Here is a 20054-nt window from a genome sequence, read left to right as displayed (position 1 = left end):
TGGAGGTTAGAGGGTTTGCTGGGCCGCTCGATTAGGGCTGTGGTGCAGGTTTGTACTGGAGTATGGCTGGCTCTGGCATTGTCTTTATTGGGCTGGCCGAGCTTGGGGCAGACCCTATCACCGCCACCGCCAACAGCCCTAGTCCCCAATTTAGAAAGCTTTTCGCTAGTAAAGCCCTATAACCTGGGCATGGCAGTGATAGATCAGACAGGGGTAGACTCAGCCCCTGAGTCTATGCCGCTACCGCTAACGGGCGCGATCGCAGTTCCCCCCGGCAAGGCCTCTACACCTTGGGTCATCATTCTGCACGGTCGCCATGCCGGGTGCCACTTCAACCCGGGTGCCACTAGCGAGTGGCCCTGCGAGCCTGAACCCCGCTTTGATCTGGGCTTTGCCTACCTGGCACAGTCCCTAGCTGAGGCCGGTTATGGGGTGATCATCCCCAACCTCAATGCGGCCTTTAGCGAAACCTATGGCGCCAATGCTGACAATCGCAACGAGTTGGCAGACCAGCGCAGTGGCCAGATTATCGATGCTCATCTCACTCGTCTGGCCCAGGCCCATCGGGGCGATGATCCGGGCTTTGGGGTCTCCCTAACCGGGCGGGTAGAGCTAGGGCGGCTAGCCATGGTGGGCCACTCCATGGGGGGTGGGGCGGCGGCGCTGAGTGCCCTGCGCCGAGCTGAAGGCCAGGGTGAAGCCCAGGGGAATTCTGCGCTTGTAGAGCCGTTAGAAGACAGCATTGCCGCTGGCCTGGGCCCGATCGCGGCCCTGGTGCTGGTCAGCCCCACCCGCAGCTACGCCATCGCCCAGCGACCTGACGCCTACCAACTGCCCGATGTGCCCACGGCGGTGATTGCAGGCGGGTGCGATCGCGACATTTTTGACTTTAGCAGCCTCTACTATGTGGAAACAGCCCGTCAGCAGCCCCGAACTAGCCCAGTCTTAGGCATCCTACTGCCGGGGGCCAATCACAACTATTACAGCGCTGCTGTGGCGGAGGATGACTACTACCGCAGACCCGACAATGCGCCCCTGTGTAACCCGCAGCGATCGCGCGATCGCCTGTCGCGGGTGGCCCAGGAAAGGTTTCTCGCCCAGTACACCACAGCCTTTTTGCAAGCCCTCTGGTCTGCACCAGGGGATGCTGTAGCCCTAACAAAGGTGGGGCTAGCGGCCAACCGGGCCGACCCAGGCATCCTGTTTGAACAATCGGTGCTTACGACTCTGGTATCGCCCACTCCCCAGCGCTACACCGTCTTTGATGCCAAAAATGCCCCAGCAGCTACGCTGACCGCTGGCCTAGATGCGAAATTCTGCCAGGCGCTAGGGGCTTGCGATCGCTCTCCTCGGCTGTATCCCCACTTTCCAGACCTGCTCACCCTGGGGTGGAGTGCTCTGCCCCAGCGGCTGCAAGTTCCCTTAGCCAGCGTCAGCGTCAGCGACTTTACCAGCCTTGAGCTACGCCTCGCCCCCGATCCCTCCTGGCCCATTCCCCAGGGGCAGCCAGTATTCGCGGTAGTGCTGCGAGACCGGCAGGGCGACGCGGCGCGGGTCGAAATTTTGCCTAGCGTACCGACTCTGCGCCAGTTTGAAGCCGACTCTACCCACGGCAACACGGCTCCCCTCTACCCCAGCAATCTCCGCATTCCCCTGGGGCAGTTCTATGGGGTAGACCTGACGGCGTTGAGCAGCGTAGAGCTGGTGTTTGACCAGGCCCCCCAGGGCAAGCTGCACCTGGCCAGCATCGAGTTTGTGGGACGAGGCGATTTTGGATTTTAGATTGGCGATTTTGGATTTGATTCAGCTAAGACTTTAGCTGTAACCGCCATACCCCGAAAATCCAAAATCTAAAATCCAAAATTCACCTAGATGCCCTCAAAGCATGGACGGCGAAACCCATAGCCTGCGGCCTTGAGCTTTTGGTTCGACACCCGCACGTTGTAAGGTCGCGCGCTGGGCTGAGACGGGTCCCACTGTACAGGAGCCAGGTGGTTGGCTGCACAGACGCAATCGATTAGCTCGCGCACGGTGGGGATTTCGTCTTGTACGAGGTTGTAGAGACCGCTGAGGTGGTGGGTTTGGGCAAAGGCGATCGCCCCCACAATGTCGTCTAGATGAATCCAGTTGCTGGCCTCGTGGCCAGAGCCGGGACGGGTACTGCCAGCGGCGCGACTGTAGATTTTGGCTAACTCTCGCCCTGGCCCATAGATGCCGCCCAGACGGAAAATGCAGACTGCGCGATCGCCCGTAGCTGCATCCAGCAGGGTTTGCTCAGTGGCTGCCATAATGCGTCCGTTGTCGGTGGCAGGTTTGGCGGGGTCGTCTTCCCGCACCCAGGCTCCCTCGTAGTTGCCGTAGACCGAATAGGTGCTGGTAAAAATGATTTGTCGCAGCTGTGGCGCCTGATCGAGGGCCGTCACGACTGTTTTGGCGGTGTTCAAGTAGGTCTCTTCGTAGTTGGCCTGACGACCAGCCCCAACGCAGATCAGCACAGTGTTTTGGTTATGCAGGAGGTCTGCTATGCCAACGGGGTTAGAGCCATTGACCACGGCTACCGCCGCCGCCATGGTCTGCAACTCCTCAACCCGACCAGGATGGGTGGTGGTCGCCGTCACCTGGAGGCCTTGGGCTGTCCACAGGCGTGCCACGGCTGTACCCACATATCCGCAACCCAAAATTGCCGCATTCATGACTTTAATTTCTCCAGAGCATCTAGGGCTGCATTCTTTTTGGCGTCTTTCTTGCTGCTGCCCTGGCCAATACCATAGCGAGTCGCGCCCACCCATACCTCCAATGTAAAAGTTTTGGCGTGGTCGGGCCCGCTCTCGTCTCGCTGCCGATACTCGGGCAGGGGTAATCCCCTTTGAGCCTGAAAATATTCTTGAAGCTCAGTCACCGGATCGGTGGACGGAAGTTCGAGAACGCGATCGACTAAGGGCCTAAAGATGGCCTCGACGTAGCTACAGGCGGCGACAATGTTCGTATCTAGCCGATAGGCCCCAATTACCGCTTCGAACATGTCGGCCTGCACGCTGGGATTGTGGCGTTCGGGCTGAGCGCCAGCCCCCAACCGCATGCGATCGGGGATGCCCAGCTGCACCGCTAGCTCCGCTAAATGGGGTTCATCGACCAGCTGGTCAGCCCGTTGAGACATTTCGCCTTCGTCCATTGCTGGGTAGCAGGAAAACAGCAGATCGCGCACGACCAACTCTAGAATGCTGTCGCCCAAAAACTCTAGCCGCTCGTAGTCGGGGCCTTCGGTGGGGTGTTCGTTGGCGTAGCTGCTGTGGGTGAGCGCCTGCCGCAGCAGGGCTGAATTTTGAAAGGTGGGTAAACCCATAACTCGTGTGATTGGGGATTGAGCGGGGCATCGGTGCCGTCCTGTATCCTAAACCAAGTCAAGCCTCTGCCTTAGCCTCTTGTACCTCACCCATCTCTCCCTCAGGCACTTTCGCAACTATGGCGAGCAGCAGATCGACTTTGCGGCCCCCAAAACGATTTTGGTGGGAGAAAATGCCCAGGGTAAATCGAATCTGCTGGAGGCCGTAGAGCTGCTGGCGACGCTGAAGTCGCACCGCACCAGCCGCGATCGCGACCTCGTCCAGCAAGACCAGCCCGTGGCCCAAATCACCGCGTCAGTCCGCAGAGATTTGGGCATGGCCGATCTCTCCCTGGTGCTGCGCCAGGCGGGGCGGCGCACGGCCATTCTCAACGGTGAAAAGCTCAGGCGACAGCTCGACTTTCTCGGCTCTCTCAATGCGGTGCAATTCTCTAGTTTAGATCTTGACCTGGTGCGGGGCGGGCCGGGGGAGCGGCGCACCTGGCTCGATACCCTGTTAGTTCAGCTAGAGCCGATCTACGCCCACATTTTGAACCAGTACAACCAGGTGTTGAAGCAGCGCAATGCACTGATCAAGCAGCACTACAGCGATGATGATGCCTCCAGCAGCCCTGTAGATGCCACCGAGTTTGCCCTGTGGGATGCCCAACTGGCGGCCCTGGGTACGCGGGTGATTCGGCGTCGGGCCAGGGCGATCGCCCGCCTCGCCCCCATTGCCCACCAGTGGCACCAGGCCATTAGCGGCCAGCGCGAAGACTTACAGATTCACTATCAGCCCAACGTGCCGATGGAAGAGGATAATCCCCAGGTGATTCAGGCCAGCTTTTTGGCGAAGATTCAACAGCGGGCGATCGCCGAGCAGCACCAACGCACCAGCCTGGTTGGCCCTCACCGCGACGACATTGAGTTTGCCATCAACGATACCCCCAGCCGCCAGTACGGCTCCCAGGGGCAGCAGCGCACCCTGGTGCTGGCCCTAAAGCTGGCTGAGCTACACCTGATCGATGAGGTGATTGGCGAACCGCCCCTGTTGCTGCTCGACGATGTATTGGCCGAGCTAGATCTCAATCGTCAAAATCAGCTGCTCGAGGCGATTCAAGACCGCTTTCAAACCATCATTACCACGACCCATCTGGGAGCCTTTGGCAGCCAATGGATGGCCTCATCTCAGATTTTGACCGTCAAGGCGGGGCAGATTGGGGGCAGCTAAGCAATGTTGCAACCTGTTATTCAAACGTCTATCTATTTTCATCGGTCATTTACGTGGAGCAGCGCAATGTGGTTTATGCGTTAAGGAGATGGGATGAGATTGACAGAGAAAGTACCTTTCCTATCCGCTGACTCGTACTTTACAGTGGAGTACATCCCCCTGCTGGAGTCCTTCCGATGAGCAGTCATCCTCTTCTCAAGGTTGAAATCTCGCAACTAAGCGTTGCTGAGCGTATCCAACTAGCTGAAGACCTGTGGGATAGTATTTTGGATCATCAAGAGGAGCTGCTGCTAACAGAGGCTCAAGAGCAAGAGCTTGATCGCCGGTTAGAGAGCTACCATCAGAATCCAACCGCTGGTTCCCCTTGGGAAGAGGTCAAGCAACGATTGGGATTTTCCCAATGAGCTATCGCCTGATTATTCGTCCGGAGGCGGAGTTAGATATTCAAGACGCGTTTGAATGGTACGAGGCTCAAACCTCCGGTCTAGGCTCTGAATTTATTCGGGCTGTGGATACCTGTTTGTCGGGAATAGGGCGTAATCCTCTTGCCTATCCTAAAGTCCACAAGCAGGCACGGCGAGCACTCATACGACGCTTTCCCTACGGGATTCTGTTTGTTTTGGAGCAAGAGTTTGTTGCAGTTGTGGCCTGTTTTCATGGCAAACGCAACCCAAAGTCTTGGCAAAGTCGGCTGTAGGGTTGCTATGGAGGAGCGATTGGAGTCTCAGGGATAGTGATTGATCCGGATAGGAAATCCCAATAGCCCAGTTTATCCATTTCCCCAGACTGAAGACGACTTAAAGGTGATGGAAGAGATTTTCCAAAAGAAATTAGCGAGTAACGGTTAAAGGGGTAAGCGCTGCCTTCAACTTAGGCTCAAACTATGAGGCAGCGCTCCTTGGGGCTAGATCGACAGGCCCAGGCGCAGACCCAAAAAGGCATGGACGAACATCACCATCAGGGCGAAGCTGCCCAGGTAGGCATGGGCGGTGCGCAGGGCAGGCTTGCCGCCGCCAAACTTGGTAAACGAGATCGCGCCGTTGATGGCCAATAAACCAATCACCAACCCGCCAGTCCAAAAGTGGGGGCTTTGGAAGATTTCTTTTTCCTGCATTACTAGCGACAGCACCCCGCCGGTATAGCCCAGGGTAATAAAGGTAAACATCCACAGGGCCAGACGCTTGTGGGTATGGCGGTTTTCGGCTTTTTTCTCGGCGTCGTCGTTGCCGATGCGGCCTTTCCAGCCCAGGTAGGCGGTGAAGCTACCCATGACAAAAATGACGATGCCCATCATGGCTGGGTGGCCCCAGTGCACAATTGGCTCGGGGGTGCCAAAGCCCGCAAAAAAGTCGGCAATGGGCTGCAAATAGCCGCGAATTGTAGAAACCATGATTAACCTCCCAACAGAGTGAAGCGCCATCCCTAAGGTGCCATATTTTCTCTACCGCAGGACAGCGGCGATCGCGAAGTTGGGCTCCTAGTACCGAAAGGCAGAAGTAAGAAGGCAGAAGGCAGAACGGGAACCCCGGTCTCATAGGGGTTTCCGCGTGAGTAAACAGCTGGGTTATTGCCGCCTCAGAGTACTAGTCCATCCCCGGTCTCCTTAGCGCCCTGTTTCCCTGGCCATTGGCAATTGTCACCAAACCGACGGCGTAGCTAGTGAGTTCGCTGCATTGCGCAACTCTGAATCTACCCAGACGACCCTGTCAGGAAACCGGATAATCCCTTTTGATTACTTTTAATAGGCTAAAATATTTTTTAGCTTACTAAAATAAGGTTATGGAACTTGATAGCCTTGATATCAAAATCCTGTCTTTGCTCTGTCAGCGAGGGCGCATGACCTGGGCTGAGCTGGCGGGGCAGCTAGATCTGTCGGCCCCGGCTACCGCCGATCGCGTCAAACGACTGGAAGAGCGCGGCATTATCACCGGCTACAGCGCTCTGCTCAATGCCGCAGCCCTGGGGCTAGACCTGACTGCCTTTATTGCCGTGACCCTCGACCAACCCCGGCATCGGCATGGGTTTTTGGCGGCGGTGCAGGCCAATGCCGAAATTTTGGAATGCCACCACGTCACGGGTGATGACGACTACCTGCTCAAGGTGCGCTGTTGCCATACCCGCGCCCTTGAGGCGCTGATTAGCGATCGCCTTAAGGCGATTGAAGGCGTGGCCAAAACCCGCACCCAGATTGTGCTGTCGACGGTGAAAGAGACCCAGGTGCCGTCGCTAGATCATTTAAGAGAGACCTAAGGAGGGGCTATGGAAGGCTGGACATTGCTGAAGGGCATGGGACTGGGGCTGGCGATCGCGGCTCCAGTCGGCCCCATTGGGCTGCTGTGCATTCGCCGCTCGCTTACCCAAGGGCAGCGGATGGGGCTGGTTACCGGGTTGGGAGCCGCCACTGCCGACGGCATCTATGGCTGCGTTGCCGGGTTTGGCCTCACCGCTGTTGCCAATTGGCTGGTTGATTGGGCCCAGGGGCTACAACTGGTGGGCGGCATCTTCCTCTGCTACTTGGGGTTCACCACGGTGCGGGCCGACCCGGCTACCGAGGCGGCGAAACTTTCCAGCCGCGGGCTCTGGGGAGCCTACGCATCAACGCTGTTCTTGACGTTGACGAACCCTGCGACTATCCTTTCCTTCATTGCGATTTTTGCCGGGCTGGGCCTGGTGGGCAGTAGCCAATCGTGGGGAGCCGCGCTGGTGCTGGTGATTGGGGTGTTTTTGGGGTCGGCTCTGTGGTGGCTGTTTCTGAGCTGGGGTGTAACGCTTTTTAGCCAAAGGCTGACACCCTCGCGGTTGAAGTGGTTAAATCGGCTGGCTGGGGCTGCGATTTTTGCCTTTGGAGGGGTGGCGATTGGCTTAGCCATCCGTCCTGCGATCGCATTGACGTTTAAGGGCTAGATCGGTTGAGACTGCCTTTCCTTCATCAGGATGTTGCCTGTGACTATGGAACCTCGGCTTAGGGCTGAATTGTTGGGTGGGCGCTCTCGGCGTCAGGGCGGGCTAGGCCAACCCTGGGGGCGCTGGCTGGGGCTGGTGTGTGCGATCGCGCTGGTGGTCTGGCTGGGGCTGGCTACCACTACCCCCGCCGCGCCGCCCACCCTGGTGGCCCAGTCGATTGAAGACCTGCAAAACAAGCAAAAAACCCTGGAACAGCAGCGCGATCAGCTTCAGCAGCAGCAAAACGAGATCGAAAACCGCCAGGCCGAGAAAGAGTCGAACCTGCAAAACTTAGAAAACAATATCGTCTACACCGCCAATCAGATTGCTGAAACTCAGTACCGCCTCGATCAGGCTGAGAAAGAGCTCAAAGAGTTTGAGGTGCAGCTGAAAAAAGCTGAGGATGACTACGAAAACGTGCGCACCGGCACCGTCGCCCGGCTTCAGTTCTTGCAGCGGCAGCAGGGTAGCGAGGGCTGGGCTGTGCTGCTGCAAAGCCAAAACTTCAATGAGTTTCTCGATCGCCAGTATCAGCTCAAGCGCGTCTACACTGCCGACCGCGAGGTGCTGGCCGACCTAAAAGCCAAGGCCGAAGCGATCGAAGAACAAAAAGCTGCCGTCGAAGCAAAACGCAACCAGGTGGCCCTGCTCCAGCAGCAGCTATTGTCGCAGAAGCAGCAGTACGAGGCCGAGGCCGACCTGGAGAAAGACTTGATTGCCCGACTCAAAGATCGTCGGGGCGCCCTAGAAGCCGCCGAAGCTCAACTGGCCCGCGACTCGGAGCAAGTCGCCGGGCTGATTCGCCAAAAAATTGCCGCTAGCACCGGCGTGATTCGCGGTACCGGGCGGTTTGTGTTCCCTGCTAATGCCAATATCTCTAGCGGCTTTGGCAACCGCCGTCATCCCATTCTGGGCTACAACCGCTTCCATGCTGGCATTGACTTCGCGGCCAGCTACGGCAGTACTATTCGAGCCGCCGACTCGGGCCAGGTCATTTTCTCCGGCTGGTATGGCGGCTACGGTCAGACGGTAATTATCGACCACGGCGGCGGGCTCAGCACTCTCTACGCCCATGCCAGCCGTTTGGTGGTCAGCGAGGGACAAACGGTGCAGCAGGGCCAGGCGATCGCAGCAGTTGGTTCTACGGGCCTTTCCACCGGCCCCCACCTGCACTTTGAGGTGCGCCGCAACGGCAATCCGATCGATCCTAGAGAGTTCTTATAACGACTCAACATCTGCTTTTGCCTGGGCCTCAGTCGCAGTTACCCCAGGCTCTTTTTGACGTGCTCCATAATCTTCGTTTTACGAGGATTTTCGCTTTGGGTGGGAGTCATACCCTTGAAGTCGATCTGGGTGGTGAGGGCGATATGCTGCTTAATCTGCTCTTGGCTGGCCATGGAGATACCTCGGTACAAATTTCCTCTCTACAGATAATTTAGTCTATGTGCCTGGGTTTACTGCAAGTTCCAGACAATGATGGGTTTATGTCAGTGGCTCAAGAAACTTTGACGCAGCAGTTGTTTCTAGTATCTGCCTCTGGAGAAATTTTATGTTTAGCTTACGGACTGTTCTATTTGCCTTTGTGCTGCTAGCGCTGCTGCTATTGCTGGGTCGCTACCTCAAGCACCATATTCGCTGGTTTCAGCGTCGTCCATACTCAACCGCTTGGGCCTGGGCACGCTAGTGATTCGGTCGCTGGTGCAGAATATCGCTGGGGTAGCGCTAGATGTGGTCGTCATGGCTGCGATCGCAACCATCTCCCTGCGGGTTATCGGCGGCAACTTGGGCGTATTTCTTGTGCTCAGCGTTGTCGGTATCTCGTGGAACGTGCTGATCTTTTTGTGGTGGGCACCGCGCATCTTCCCCAGCTATTGATTTGAGAAGGGCATTGGCGACATGGGGCAGTCGATGGGCGTGACCGCTACCGGCATTTTGCTGCTGCGCATGGTCGATCCCGACAATAGCACCGGAGCCTTTGAGGGCTTTGCCTACAAGCAGCTCTTTTTTGAACCGATCGTGGGTGGTGGGCTATTTACAGCGGCGGCTCCAGCTCTGATCAGTCGTCTGGGGCTATGGCCGACCCTAGCCATTACCGGCGGGCTGCTGGTGTTCTGGTTTATTGTTGGGTACGTCTTGATTAAGCAGGATCGTCGTCGCCCTTCTTCTACCGGTGCCGTTTAGCCTCAAAGACTTGCGCCTGCGATCGCGCCGCAGGGCTAGGGAGCAGGGGAGCTAGGGAGCCAAGTGATCCGGAACGGTGGACATATTTCCGCCTTCGAGTACTAGGCTGGCACCACTCAATTTTGGTTTTATACGAAATCCGATTTGAGAACCCCCGATTCACAATCAGGAACCCCGTAGGGGCACAGCATGCTATGCCCCTACGAACCGGGGGTATTCAGGCCGAATTTGGTATTAGATACTCTTAAACGCAAAACCAAGGGTAAAATTTAGCTTGGTTTTTAGCTTTGGATGGCATTATGCGTTATGGCAGACTCTGGAACTTCTCCGGCTAGCGAAAATTTTGAATCTCTCTCCCGCGAGATTAGGGTTGATAACCTCCGCAACGTGCTCGAAACTCTGCAAATTGCCGATGAAATCGCCAAACAGGGCTACTTGATCACCAGTTCTGAACTGGCTGATTTGATGGATGTCAACGCCAGTGCAGTTACCAGTCGAGGCGAATCTTGGGCCTGGCGCAATTGGTCAGTTTTGCGCGTGCGGCGAGAAGGTAACCAAATTCTCTGGCAGATTGAACGTATCGACTAGAGCATCGGTACAGTATGGCTAAAAACCCGGTTTCTTTGTCACTGCCCTAACGGCATGACTGGCATTCTGGCCAAGCAACCGGGTTTCTGTACCGGCGTTCTAGGGGATGGTGGCGGCATCTTGGTGACAATACGGATGGCCCAGAGAGCAGAGAAGCTAGGGAGCTTGAGGGGTTGCGTTAATTCTGCATCATTTCCATGGCCTCACTCTTGGCTATTCGGCTGCCTGCAACCATGCTCTCAGCACTGGCAACACCGGGCAGGGCTGTGCCCCCTGCACTGCCTCTGGCTTACTCCAGGTGAAGGGGGCCTGTTGAGCCGCAGACATCCATAGCAGCCGCTTGGCGCGGGTCATGGCGACGTAGAGCAGGCGATATTCTTCGGCGGCTTTGAGATGCTTGGCTTGCTCCCAGGCGGTGATCAGGTCTGGAATTTCTCCGTGCTCACCGTGGGCATAGGCGCGGATTTGGGCGCGGGCCACCTCGGCTAGGGTAAAGTTGCCCAAAAATTCGCCCTGGGGTGGCACCCAGAGGGTGCCGGGGATCGTTTTGTCGTGGAGAAATGGCAGAAAGACGACGTCCCAGTCGAGCCCTTTGGCTTTGTGCATGGTGATCAGAGTGACCTGCCCTGGGCGGGTGTAGAGGGAGTCGGTGTCTTCGGTCTCGACAGCGGTGAAGCGTTCGGAACCAACGATGTCTTGTAGGACGCCGATCGCCGCGGCAAGGGTATCGTCGTAGCGAATTTGCTGACTGACGCGGGCGGCTAGTTTATCGGTGGTGGCCAGTTCGCTCTGGTTGTAGCCCAGGGTGAGCCCAATGAATGAGAACAGGCTATAGGGAGGGAGTTCGAGGCGCGATCGCAGCAACCCCGCACAGTATCGCCGCGCCAGACGAGCCGCCTCAGTATCGGGTGGCGCATCCAGCGGGCCGGGGTAGAGAAACTGCTCAGGTGCTTGGGCCAGGGTGTTGAGGTCTTGGGTAGGCACCCGCTGACGATCGACCAGCACTCGCAGCGCCCCCTTGAGGCGATCGGGGGAGTGGGGGCGCTCAATAAACTGTAAGAGGGTGAGCATTTCTTCGGGCACCCGGGTTTGGCGGTCTTGTTCACCCACGTCGTAGAACTTCAGCCCCAAAGCGGCCAGGTCTATGCCATCTACCTGGTCAGGATGGCGGAGTAAATTGCCGATGAACGTTCCCTGCCGCCCCTCTCGTACCAGGATGGCAAAGCTGGCTTCAGGATGCTCGCGGTACAGATCGCTCACTCGCTGAGCGATCTGCTTGACAGAATCCAGCGTGGTCGGTGGCGAGAGGAGTTCTAGCCCGGCTCCCAGGGGGGTAGGATTGGCCCCTGGTTGGGGATCGTTGGCAGGCACTGGGGCGATCGCCTGATCGCGAAAGGGGGTCTCGGGGCCAGCCACGCGCGTTTGGTTGACCCAAGCCAGCATGTGGTTAGCGGCAGCCATAATCACGCCACTGCTGCGTCCCGCCTGATCCATGGTGACCAAACGGCCCGATTGGCGGCAGTCGTCGCAAAACTGGTTGAAGAAGACCGGGTCGGCGGGGGTAAAGGTGGAGTTGATTGCCTGGTTGGGGTCGCCGACTCGCACCAGGTTGGGCTCCCCGGTTGGGTCGCCGGGGTGACCCGCCAGTAGGGTTAAGAGCCGGGTTTGCAATGGGGAAGAATCCTGGGCCTCGTCTTCAAAGACCGCGAAGGTACGCTCTTGCCAGAAGCGGCAACTGTCAGGATCGTCTAGGGTACGCAGGGCTGCCAGAATCATGTCGTCGTAGTCGATCCAGCCCCGCTGGGCGAGCAGCGATTGGTAGCGATCATAAAGCCCAGCGGCAATGGTCAACACGTCATAGCCTTCGACCTCTGCGGGCAGGGCAGGATTGGCGTTCTCGGCCAGGACCGAAAGGTCGGCAGGCATTAGGCCTGAGCTTTTGGCTTCGCGAATAACAGTGTGGGCTAGGTTGGGCAGCACTTCTGTGCGCAGTACAGACTGCCGCCGCAGCTGCTCAGTTTCTTCGCCGTCGAACTGTCTCCCGGCAATCAGATTGTGATAGCGATCGGGGTTAGCCACAATCCACTGCTCGACACAGGTGCGCAGAATGCGGTTATTTTGGGCTGGAGAAACCAGCGTAAGGGTTTCGAGATTGAGGTTTGAGAGTTCTGGGTTGCGGGTGGCAATGGAGAGGGCTAGCCCATGCAGCGTAGAGACGGTAAAGCTGGTCTGGGGTAGGCCCAACTGCTTCAGGTGGCCGCGCACCTTGGCTTTGAGGTTGGCCGCCGCCGATCGCGTAAAGGTGACCAATACCAGCTGGCGGTTGAGGCGGAGTTGATGACGGGCGATCGCGATCGCCGCCGCCGCCGCCATGCCCGTAGACTTGCCCGACCCCGGTACGGCTGATACCGCCAAGCGCCCCCCTTCCCAGTCGGCCAGAGCCTGCTGCCCCCGCCGCAGCCCGGCGCGAATGGCCGCTAGCACCGCCTCCCGATCTACGGGTGTTGCCGTCACCATTGTATCGCTCATCTGCTTACCAGGCCGTGGGCTGAAAGGTCGCGTCGTTGGCGATCATGACTGTATCGCCGGTTTGCTTGATCACAAACAACCCCCGCTGGTAGGCATAGCGGTCTACCCCTTCGTCGATTTCAATGCCCGCCACGGCACCGTAGATGTCATAACCTCCATAGTGCGGAAACGACTGCTTAAATCGTCCCAGGCAACCGAGAAAGTACTCTACATCCTGACGCGATAGCCGCGATTTGACCTCAACCGCGACCGCAACATCGCCATCGATTGCAAAGATGTCGATTTCCATCTCAGCCCCACGCCGCTGCGATCGCATCCGACGAGTGACTTCTTGCACGTCAATGCCGCGCTCCTGAAATAGGCGCAGTACCGAAGGCTCTACCAGGTTTTCGACAAACTGGCCCCAGCGAGTAGTCAGCCCATCCACTGCACGGGTGGTGTGATCGACAAGACGCTTCAGCTCTGTCAGCGACCGATCGGCTTCGGCAGCTCGGCGATCGGCTTCGGCAGCTCGGCGATCGGCTTCGGCCTTGGCCTCAGCAGCCCGGCGATCGGCTTCAGCAAAACGACGATCGGCCTCGGCTTGGGAAGTCTGAAATAGGGCGTAAATGTCGTCAAGGGTGATTGGATCTGCCATCGTCTGCATCCTGCCGTTGCACGCTTACTACCATTATGCAGCAGCCCTCAGCCACCGCTCGGCGTAATCAGTTCTCCCTACCTATCCATCTCCTCCCCATCTCCCTCCCCTCCCCTTTACCTACCTATCGCCTGACCCGCTCGCCAATCCGCGCTCCCAACTGCTTCGCCTCAGGTATCGGCAACCAAAAAGCCCCCAGGGCAAATATCAGCAACCCAACCGTGCCCGGAATTGCAAGCTGGAGCAGCAGCACGCCAATGCCCTCGGTACCGAGCCAGGTTTCTAGACCCTGGAGCGTCCCCCAGGCGGCGGTGCCGGCGAATAGGCTCAGGACAGTGAGCAGGGCGATCGCACTGCCCCAGTTCACCAGGGGCAGCCCCCGCAGCCGTCGATGCAAAATTGCCGTCAGCGCCAGGGTTGAAAACACATTGACGCCTACTGTGGCCAGCACCAGACCCGGTGCCCCCAGCCAGCGAATGAAGAAAAAGTCGAGCACCCCATTCAGCACAATGTTGATCAAGCTAATGCGAAAGGGCGTTTGCCCATCGCCCAGGGCATAGAAGACCCGCACCAGCACATCCCGAGCCAGGTAGACAAACATGCCAATGCCGTAGACCATCAACACCGACGTCACCAGATTTGAGGCTTCCTGGTCAAAGGCCCCTCGCTCGTAGACCACTCGCACGATCGGCAGAGCCAGCACCACGAACATGGCCCCCAGGGGCAGCATCGTCAGCGCTGTAAACAATAGACTTTGGCGAATACGAGTTTTGAGTTCAGGCCAGTTTTCTGGGGCCGCCAGCCGCGCAAACAGGGGCAAAAATGGCACCAAAATCACGTTGGAAATAATGCCGAGGGGGGTCTGAACCAGTAAATTGGCATAGCTCAGCGCCGCTGCCGTACCGGGAATAAACGAAGCAAAAAACAGGTCGGTAAATAGATTGATTTGCAACATCCCCGACGACAGGGTGGCGGGCAGTAGCACGCGCACGACCTCGCGCACCCCCGGCACTGACCAGTCAAAGCGCAGGTGGGGACGCCCCAGCCCCGAGCGCCACAGTGCCGGGAGCTGTGCCAGCCACTGCAACACCGCTCCACCCAGGGTGCTGGCGGCCAGCACCGCGCCGCCCAGCATGAAGAACTCTGGGTTAGAAATATCTCCGCCAATGGCCCCGTACAGCAGCCCCAGCCCTACCAGCACCGCACCGCTGGAGAAAATCGGGCTAATGGAGGGCAGCCAAAACTGGCTGTCGGCGTTTAATGCCCCAAAGCCAATACCAATTAACCCCGCCAGCAGGGCCATGGGCGACATAATCCGCAGCTGTAATACGGCAATATCGCGAGCGATCGCCTCGGCTAGAGACAGTCCAGGGGCAACGAGGTCGATAATGGGCCCCGCTAGCACAAACAGCACCACCGAAACCCCGATTAAAATTAGCCCCACCAGGGTGTTGACCGCCTCGATCAGCGGGGCGGTGTCTTGCCGGTCTTGGCGGGCTACCACGCTAACAATGGCGCTGTGAAATGGCCCGTTGATGCCCCCCAGCAAAATCAGCAAAAAACCCGGAATGATGTAGGCAAAGCTGTAGGCATCGGCCACTGGCCCCACCGCAAAGGCCGCCCCGATCGCCTGCTGACGAAACAGCCCTACAAACTTGCTAATAATCGTGGCCACCGCCACAATGCCCGCGATATTGGCCAATGAACGGGAGGGTTTCGCGTCTGACACGGGGCCTCGCAGAGGGTGAAGAGCATCGGAGCCACGGTTGGCATCCAGAACCATCCCCCATTTAACTGCATAATTGAACTAGCCCACCGAACTTGTTGCAGACGCCGTAGATAGGCCTTTTCGGCCAGGTGCTAAAGTTTTACCAAAGAGAGTTCTTCTGCCCTTGCCATGTACGACCTTGTCTCTGCCGCCTTAGGAGCCCAGCAGCTCACTCAGGCGGCTCAGTTAATTAAGCAGTGGCAGCAAAAGAATCCCCAGGATCCCTGGCTCAAACTGGCTATGGGCAACTATTGGGAGGTCAAGGCTGATCTCGAGAGAGCCCAGATTACCTATGCGCGGCTGTTGCAAAATGCCGCGCATCCCAAGGTGCTCAGCCACGCCCGGGAGGGGATGCAGCGGGTACGCGATCGCTTGGCCCAGCAGCGGGAACACGATTTAAGTACAGCTAAGCACCAGCCAGGGGCTGAAAAGGCCGCTGCGCTGGTACTTGAACCCGTAACCGGCGATCGCAGAGAACCGGCAGCCCAGGGGTTAGCCCAGGTCATGCAGATCGATCCCTACACGGCTCGTACCCGCCTGCCCAGCAAACAGTGGCGGCTGCTGCGGGTGGGCACGGCGGGGGAGTTACGATACTTCTGCGAACAACTCACAGCGGCAGGTGCTCCCGCCCGCTGGGTTGCCATCGATCAAATCAAAGACCTATCGATTTTTCGAGTGCAGGCCATTCAAGCCATAGAGCCGCAGTTGAGAGTCATCTGCCAAAATAGCGCCGGACAGCAGGGCACCATCGAACTCACCTGGAGCGACATCACCCAGTGGGTGGTGGGTCAGTTGCCGATCTACGAATCGGTGGTCGATCTCGATGCCCGTGGTCGGCTCAAGCGCAAAGACGCCACCCAAGACTACAGCGAAATTATGGATTGGCATCTGCATGGGCGGGGGTGTGTGCTGCGGTTTTGCGATCGCCTCTACCGCTATCGCGATGCCATGCCGCTACCCCCCGCCGAGGCCTTTCCGTCGCCGCTGATTGCGGCCACCGCATGGAAGGCCATGATGCGCTACTGTGGCGATCGCATTACCCCAGAGCCCATCACCGACTTCAGTGGCTTTGGCGAGAGTGCCCTCGACCTGATGGAGCTGCTGCCCACCTTTGAGTCTCATGTCGATTTAGGGCGATCGCTGCCCTCTCCTTGGGACAGTGCATTTCACCTGTACAGTGGGCTGAGGTTTTGGGTCGCCAGTCCCGGCTAGACCACGACGCTATAACCTGCTATAGCCCGCGCCAGATCGGTGAGGACATTGTGCATAATCCTCTGGAACAATGGCTATCCGTCAGTTCACCGATAGCAGCGCTTAGACCACTGGTGAAAACCCCCGGCCCGCTGGGGCAATAGCTACAGCAGACCAGGGGTGCTGTGGGCATCCCTGGTCTGCTGTAATCCACAAATATGACTCTGCTGTAGCCGTGCTTCAGCCCCTAGCGCCCGTTGACCTGCTTAGCCATATCCTTGAAGGGTGCCAGGCTGGGGCCAGGGCGGCGACGGCTAGACTGGCTGATGCCCACTGTGGTCAGGTATTTAGACGCAAAGGCCGTGGGTACGGGTTCTGCGGGCACTGCTGGAGCCGGAGCCACTGGTTTTGGGGCTTTTGCCGATGCTTCGGCTTTAGCTTTGGCCGGTGCTCCGGCTGGCTTTGGCTCAGCCTTGGCGGCTGGAGCCGGAGTGCTGGGTGCAGCAACCGGCTGACTGTCGCTACTGGCCTCGTCGAGTTCCATGTAAAACTCAGACTTCTTACCCAGACCGACTAGACCGCCAATGGCCTTGAAGATGCCGCCAATTAGCCCAAAGATCGCCCCAAAAATCGACTTAATTAAACCCATGGGTATGTCCTTGATGTATCTGCGTTTCTGAGTTGATTATCAAGTTCCGTTACGCCTCATCACAAGGTTAGGCGACAACTAGATACAAAAGTTAATAATATTCCTCAGAATTCTTCCCTACACTCAGCGTTAGCACTACAGCTGCCTTGCCGAGAAGAGTATCCGCAGCGCATAACCCCAGGCTCTAGGCCTAGCCCAAAGCCTAAGGCTATAACCAGGGAGGCCGCCTCAACACAGGGACTCCTAATGGCAGCATCAGCCGTCGCGCTGGAGCACCTCGGCAAACTCTAATTCTTCAGAGGCCAAGACCAGAATGATCGCGGGGAGCGAGGCGGTTCGCTTTTGCAGATCGAGGTAGTACTGGGTAAAGTTATCCCCCGGATTGGCAAGACCCAAAAATACTAGATCAGCGGTTTTAGAAGTTGTTTTGAGGATGTCGTCAAAGGCGCGATCGCGCGCCACAATCACCCTCGGAATTGCCCCAATGCGCAGACCCTGCACCAGGCTCTCCAGGTTCTGCTCGGCAGCGGCCTTGGCCTGCTCATTGGGAACCACTAAATTGAGATAGATATCGGCATTGCGCCACCGGCCGCTGGTGCGCAGCAGGTAGGCCAAAATCAGCATCAGGCCGCCGTTGGCCTGTAGACCGCCCCACCAGACATCGATGCGCTGCTTGGTGGGCAGACGGGAGCCAAAGGCCGGGTAGTTTTCGGGCTGACTGCGAAAGATTAGCACGTTGCGCTTGGCCTGGTGACAGGTGGCGATCATCTGGCAGAAGCGATCGCGGGTTGATGCGGCCTCGGTATCGCCCAGCAGCACGGTATTGGGCACCAGCGGGCCGATCCCATAGGCATCTACCAGCTTTTCCATGCCGCTAAAGGGGTCGGGGGCTGTGACCAGTCGCACAAAGGCCTCAATTCCTTGCTTGTCGAGATAGTCTTGAATGGTTGACTCTAGGGCATCCCGCTGACTGGGGTTGCGGGCACCGGAGGGCAGCACACTAGAGAGCGTAATCAGACCTCGGTTGTGGGTGAGGTCAACAGCTAGATCGGTGAGGTGAGGTCGCTTAGTGGGGGCGCCAGAAAACACCAGTAGATGAGGCCGCCAGTTTTTTGCATCAGGAGTGGTTTGCATTTGAAATAGCCCCGTGCGCACCAGGGTCATCCATAGACCATTACGCACATCGCCCCAGGCTCCCTGCATTTCACGACGCTGCAACCAAAGAAAAATGCCCAGCACAATCACCGCTGCCAGCACCGTCGCCACTGCATTGATCAAAAACATCACCATCAGACAGCCCACTGCCCCTAGCAGTGAGAGGCTCCAGTGCACTTTAAAGGTGGGGCGAAAGGACGGGCTCTGCAAAAATGTTTCTAGCCCTGCCGACACATTCAGCACCAAATAGGTGGTCAGAAAGAACATGGTCAGCACTGGCGCAATCAGGTTCAAATCGCCTAGGGTGACTGCAGCCAGAGCAATGCCCAGGGTAAATAAGGTGCCATTGCGGGGCTCATCCATTGGGCCGTGGCCGCGCCCTAGCCATCGCAGCCAGCTGGGTAAAATGCCGTCTCGGGCCAGGGCCTGTAGTACCCTGGGCGCCCCCAAAATACTGCCGATCGCACTAGACAGCGTTGCCCCCCAGACGCCCAGCAAAATGGCGTTGCCCCACCAGGCCATGCGGCGCATCACCAGCGGATCGGCGATCAGGGTTTCGGTATCGGCCCACTGGTGGAGAAAAAAAGGAATCGCCATGTAGATGACGTAGCCGACCCCAATGGCCGCCAGCGTACCCGTGGGGATCGATCGCTGGGGATCTTTTAGATCGCCCGACATATTGACCCCGGCCATAATGCCCGTAACCGCCGGGAAAAATACGGCCAATACAGCCCAAAACCCGATGGAACCAGGGGGCTCGGGCGGAGCTAGGGTGGTTGGCTCAACGCCATGCCCCATCATCAGCGAGATCAGCGACAGCACAATGGCCGCCATGATGAAATACTGCGCTTTGATGGCAATATCGGCCGATTTCAGCGCCAAGATGGCGATCAAGATGGTCGTGATGAAGGCGATGAGGGTTTGGGGTAAACCGGGAAACACCTGCACCAGGCTTTCGGCAAAACCAATGGTGTAGAGTGCCACCGAAAACGCCTGGGCCAGGTATAGCGGAATCCCCACTGCTCCGCCGGTTTCTATACCCAGGGAGCGGCTGATCATGTAGTAAGCGCCCCCGGCCCGCACCACCTGGTCGGTGGCAATGGCTGAGATCGACAGCCCTGTCAGCAGCGTGATCGAGGTAGAGATCGTCACAATGAGCAGGGTTTGCCACAGCCCGACATGGCCGACGACCCAGCCAAACCGCAGATACATGATCACCCCGAGGATGGTCAAAATAGAGGGGGTAAACACGCCCCCAAAGGTTCCTAAACCCTCGGATTGACTACCTTTGGAGACAATGACGCTGGCGTCTGGCGATTTAGACATAGCTGTTCCTAAGCAGATGTGCTTTATACCCTGTCATAGGCTAGGGCGGGATGAATGGGTCAAGTCAGATCTTTAAAGTCTCTAAATTCTCTGGGGTCGAGCTGGGGTCGAGCCATGGGCCTGATTCACAGAAGGCTATTCTGCCCAGGCAGTATCCTAGCCTTAAAAAGCCTGGCCAGGCTTGTTTTGACAAAAATCTGGCGAACCCAGGCGCGCAGAGACAGTGAGGATTTAAGCGCCTGGCAACCGCCGCTAGTGCTGGATATACAAGACCGCCGACGGCGCCCAGATGTACTCAGATAAAACTAAGCGGCTCTGGGTCAAAAGTCCCTGGGCGATCACCGATTTGAAAATGCAGATAAGGTAGAAATTAAAATTGCTAAATTGAGGATTCATACTCACAATGCTCCGGACAAAAAATTGCCTTCCATACTGCCTGTAAGCTCAGGGCCATTTCATTCTCAAGGGAGCCTAAAGATGCTAGAGTTTCAGGCTAGTTCCAATGGTTCTAGCGTTTATGCGTCTGCCCCCTCC

Annotated in this window: 19 protein-coding genes and 1 pseudogene; 11 read left to right on the top strand and 9 right to left on the bottom strand. The window is 57.6% G+C overall.

Annotated features, from left to right (window positions below):
- Window positions 1-39: 39 nt before the first annotated feature.
- Entirely contained in the window at window positions 40-1782 is a 1743-nt protein-coding gene (locus IQ254_RS16190; RefSeq protein ID WP_193967197.1) for a hypothetical protein, read from the top strand.
- An 86-nt stretch (window positions 1783-1868) separates the two neighbouring features.
- On the opposite strand, the gene IQ254_RS16185 is transcribed toward IQ254_RS16190, so the two are convergent.
- Window positions 1869-2693 (bottom strand): SDR family oxidoreductase, encoded by an 825-nt coding sequence (locus IQ254_RS16185; protein ID WP_193967196.1) that lies wholly within the window; start codon window positions 2691-2693, stop codon window positions 1869-1871.
- Window positions 2690-3343, bottom strand: coding sequence for a ribonuclease III (gene rnc / locus IQ254_RS16180; RefSeq protein ID WP_193967195.1), 654 nt, complete (start codon window positions 3341-3343; stop codon window positions 2690-2692). Before rnc ends, IQ254_RS16185 begins: the two co-directional genes overlap by 4 nt.
- A 79-nt stretch (window positions 3344-3422) precedes the next feature.
- Here rnc and recF point away from each other — a divergent pair, with 79 nt between their 5' ends.
- The 3 genes from recF to IQ254_RS16165 all read left to right on the top strand — a co-directional run bounded on the left by recF (window position 3423) and on the right by IQ254_RS16165 (window position 5250).
- Window positions 3423-4553: a DNA replication/repair protein RecF gene (gene recF, locus IQ254_RS16175; RefSeq protein WP_193967194.1), complete on the top strand. Its 1131-nt coding sequence runs from the start codon at window positions 3423-3425 to the stop codon at window positions 4551-4553.
- 176 nt (window positions 4554-4729) lie between these two features.
- Complete coding sequence (locus tag IQ254_RS16170; RefSeq protein WP_193967193.1) at window positions 4730-4957, top strand: addiction module protein; 228 nt, start codon at window positions 4730-4732, stop codon at window positions 4955-4957.
- On the top strand, window positions 4954-5250 hold the full coding sequence (locus tag IQ254_RS16165) for a type II toxin-antitoxin system RelE/ParE family toxin (RefSeq protein ID WP_193967192.1): 297 nt from the start codon (window positions 4954-4956) through the stop codon (window positions 5248-5250). Before IQ254_RS16170 ends, IQ254_RS16165 begins: the two co-directional genes overlap by 4 nt.
- Window positions 5251-5457: 207 nt before the next feature.
- On the opposite strand, the gene IQ254_RS16160 is transcribed toward IQ254_RS16165, so the two are convergent.
- On the bottom strand, window positions 5458-5943 hold the full coding sequence (locus tag IQ254_RS16160; RefSeq protein WP_193967191.1) for a DUF4079 domain-containing protein: 486 nt from the start codon (window positions 5941-5943) through the stop codon (window positions 5458-5460).
- A gap of 389 nt (window positions 5944-6332) precedes the next feature.
- Between IQ254_RS16160 and IQ254_RS16155 the strand changes: the two genes are divergently transcribed.
- The 3 genes from IQ254_RS16155 to IQ254_RS16145 are packed head-to-tail and all read left to right on the top strand — an operon-like array spanning window position 6333 to window position 8720.
- Window positions 6333-6803, top strand: coding sequence for an Lrp/AsnC family transcriptional regulator (locus IQ254_RS16155; RefSeq protein ID WP_193967190.1), 471 nt, complete (start codon window positions 6333-6335; stop codon window positions 6801-6803).
- A 9-nt stretch (window positions 6804-6812) separates the two neighbouring features.
- On the top strand, window positions 6813-7457 hold the full coding sequence (locus IQ254_RS16150) for a LysE/ArgO family amino acid transporter (protein ID WP_193967189.1): 645 nt from the start codon (window positions 6813-6815) through the stop codon (window positions 7455-7457).
- A 45-nt stretch (window positions 7458-7502) separates the two neighbouring features.
- Window positions 7503-8720 carry a murein hydrolase activator EnvC gene (locus tag IQ254_RS16145; RefSeq protein WP_193967205.1) on the top strand — a complete coding sequence of 406 codons (1218 nt, stop codon included), beginning with the start codon at window positions 7503-7505 and terminating at the stop codon, window positions 8718-8720.
- Window positions 8721-8758: 38 nt separating this feature from the next.
- Here IQ254_RS16145 and IQ254_RS32140 read toward each other — a convergent pair whose 3' ends face one another.
- Window positions 8759-8893, bottom strand: coding sequence for a hypothetical protein (locus tag IQ254_RS32140; protein WP_255527010.1), 135 nt, complete (start codon window positions 8891-8893; stop codon window positions 8759-8761).
- Between the two features lie 152 nt (window positions 8894-9045).
- Here IQ254_RS32140 and IQ254_RS32135 point away from each other — a divergent pair, with 152 nt between their 5' ends.
- The 3 genes and pseudogenes from IQ254_RS32135 (at window position 9046) to IQ254_RS16135 (ending at window position 10265) form a co-directional block, all read left to right on the top strand.
- Complete coding sequence (locus IQ254_RS32135; protein WP_255527009.1) at window positions 9046-9180, top strand: hypothetical protein; 135 nt, start codon at window positions 9046-9048, stop codon at window positions 9178-9180.
- Window positions 9150-9677: pseudogene (locus IQ254_RS33700) on the top strand (sodium:glutamate symporter); the annotation flags it as partial. The gene IQ254_RS32135 and the pseudogene IQ254_RS33700, both read left to right, overlap by 31 nt.
- A gap of 306 nt (window positions 9678-9983) precedes the next feature.
- Window positions 9984-10265, top strand: a complete 282-nt coding sequence (locus tag IQ254_RS16135; RefSeq protein ID WP_193967188.1) for a hypothetical protein — start codon at window positions 9984-9986, stop codon at window positions 10263-10265.
- Between the two features lie 213 nt (window positions 10266-10478).
- Here IQ254_RS16135 and IQ254_RS16130 read toward each other — a convergent pair whose 3' ends face one another.
- The 3 genes from IQ254_RS16130 to murJ all read right to left on the bottom strand — a co-directional run bounded on the left by IQ254_RS16130 (window position 10479) and on the right by murJ (window position 15160).
- Window positions 10479-12794 carry an ATP-dependent helicase gene (locus IQ254_RS16130; protein ID WP_228040784.1) on the bottom strand — a complete coding sequence of 772 codons (2316 nt, stop codon included), beginning with the start codon at window positions 12792-12794 and terminating at the stop codon, window positions 10479-10481.
- 4 nt (window positions 12795-12798) lie between these two features.
- A complete protein-coding gene (locus tag IQ254_RS16125; RefSeq protein ID WP_193967187.1) occupies window positions 12799-13431 on the bottom strand; it encodes a hypothetical protein in 633 nt (210 codons plus the stop codon).
- Window positions 13432-13555: 124 nt separating this feature from the next.
- On the bottom strand, window positions 13556-15160 hold the full coding sequence (murJ, locus tag IQ254_RS16120; RefSeq protein WP_313887474.1) for a murein biosynthesis integral membrane protein MurJ: 1605 nt from the start codon (window positions 15158-15160) through the stop codon (window positions 13556-13558).
- 168 nt (window positions 15161-15328) lie between these two features.
- Here murJ and IQ254_RS16115 point away from each other — a divergent pair, with 168 nt between their 5' ends.
- Window positions 15329-16411 carry a tetratricopeptide repeat protein gene (locus tag IQ254_RS16115; protein ID WP_193967185.1) on the top strand — a complete coding sequence of 361 codons (1083 nt, stop codon included), beginning with the start codon at window positions 15329-15331 and terminating at the stop codon, window positions 16409-16411.
- Window positions 16412-16637: 226 nt separating this feature from the next.
- Here IQ254_RS16115 and IQ254_RS16110 read toward each other — a convergent pair whose 3' ends face one another.
- A complete protein-coding gene (locus IQ254_RS16110; protein ID WP_193967184.1) occupies window positions 16638-17039 on the bottom strand; it encodes a hypothetical protein in 402 nt (133 codons plus the stop codon).
- 255 nt (window positions 17040-17294) lie between these two features.
- The gene (locus tag IQ254_RS16105) at window positions 17295-19520 is read right to left on the bottom strand and encodes an amino acid permease (RefSeq protein ID WP_193967183.1); all 2226 of its coding nucleotides are present in this window, start codon (window positions 19518-19520) and stop codon (window positions 17295-17297) included.
- Window positions 19521-20054: the final 534 nt, after the last annotated feature.

The sequence above is a fragment of the Nodosilinea sp. LEGE 07088 genome (assembly GCF_015207395.1).
GTDB lineage: Bacteria > Cyanobacteriota > Cyanobacteriia > Phormidesmidales > Phormidesmidaceae > Nodosilinea.
This window is presented reverse-complemented; position numbering and strand designations above follow the sequence as displayed.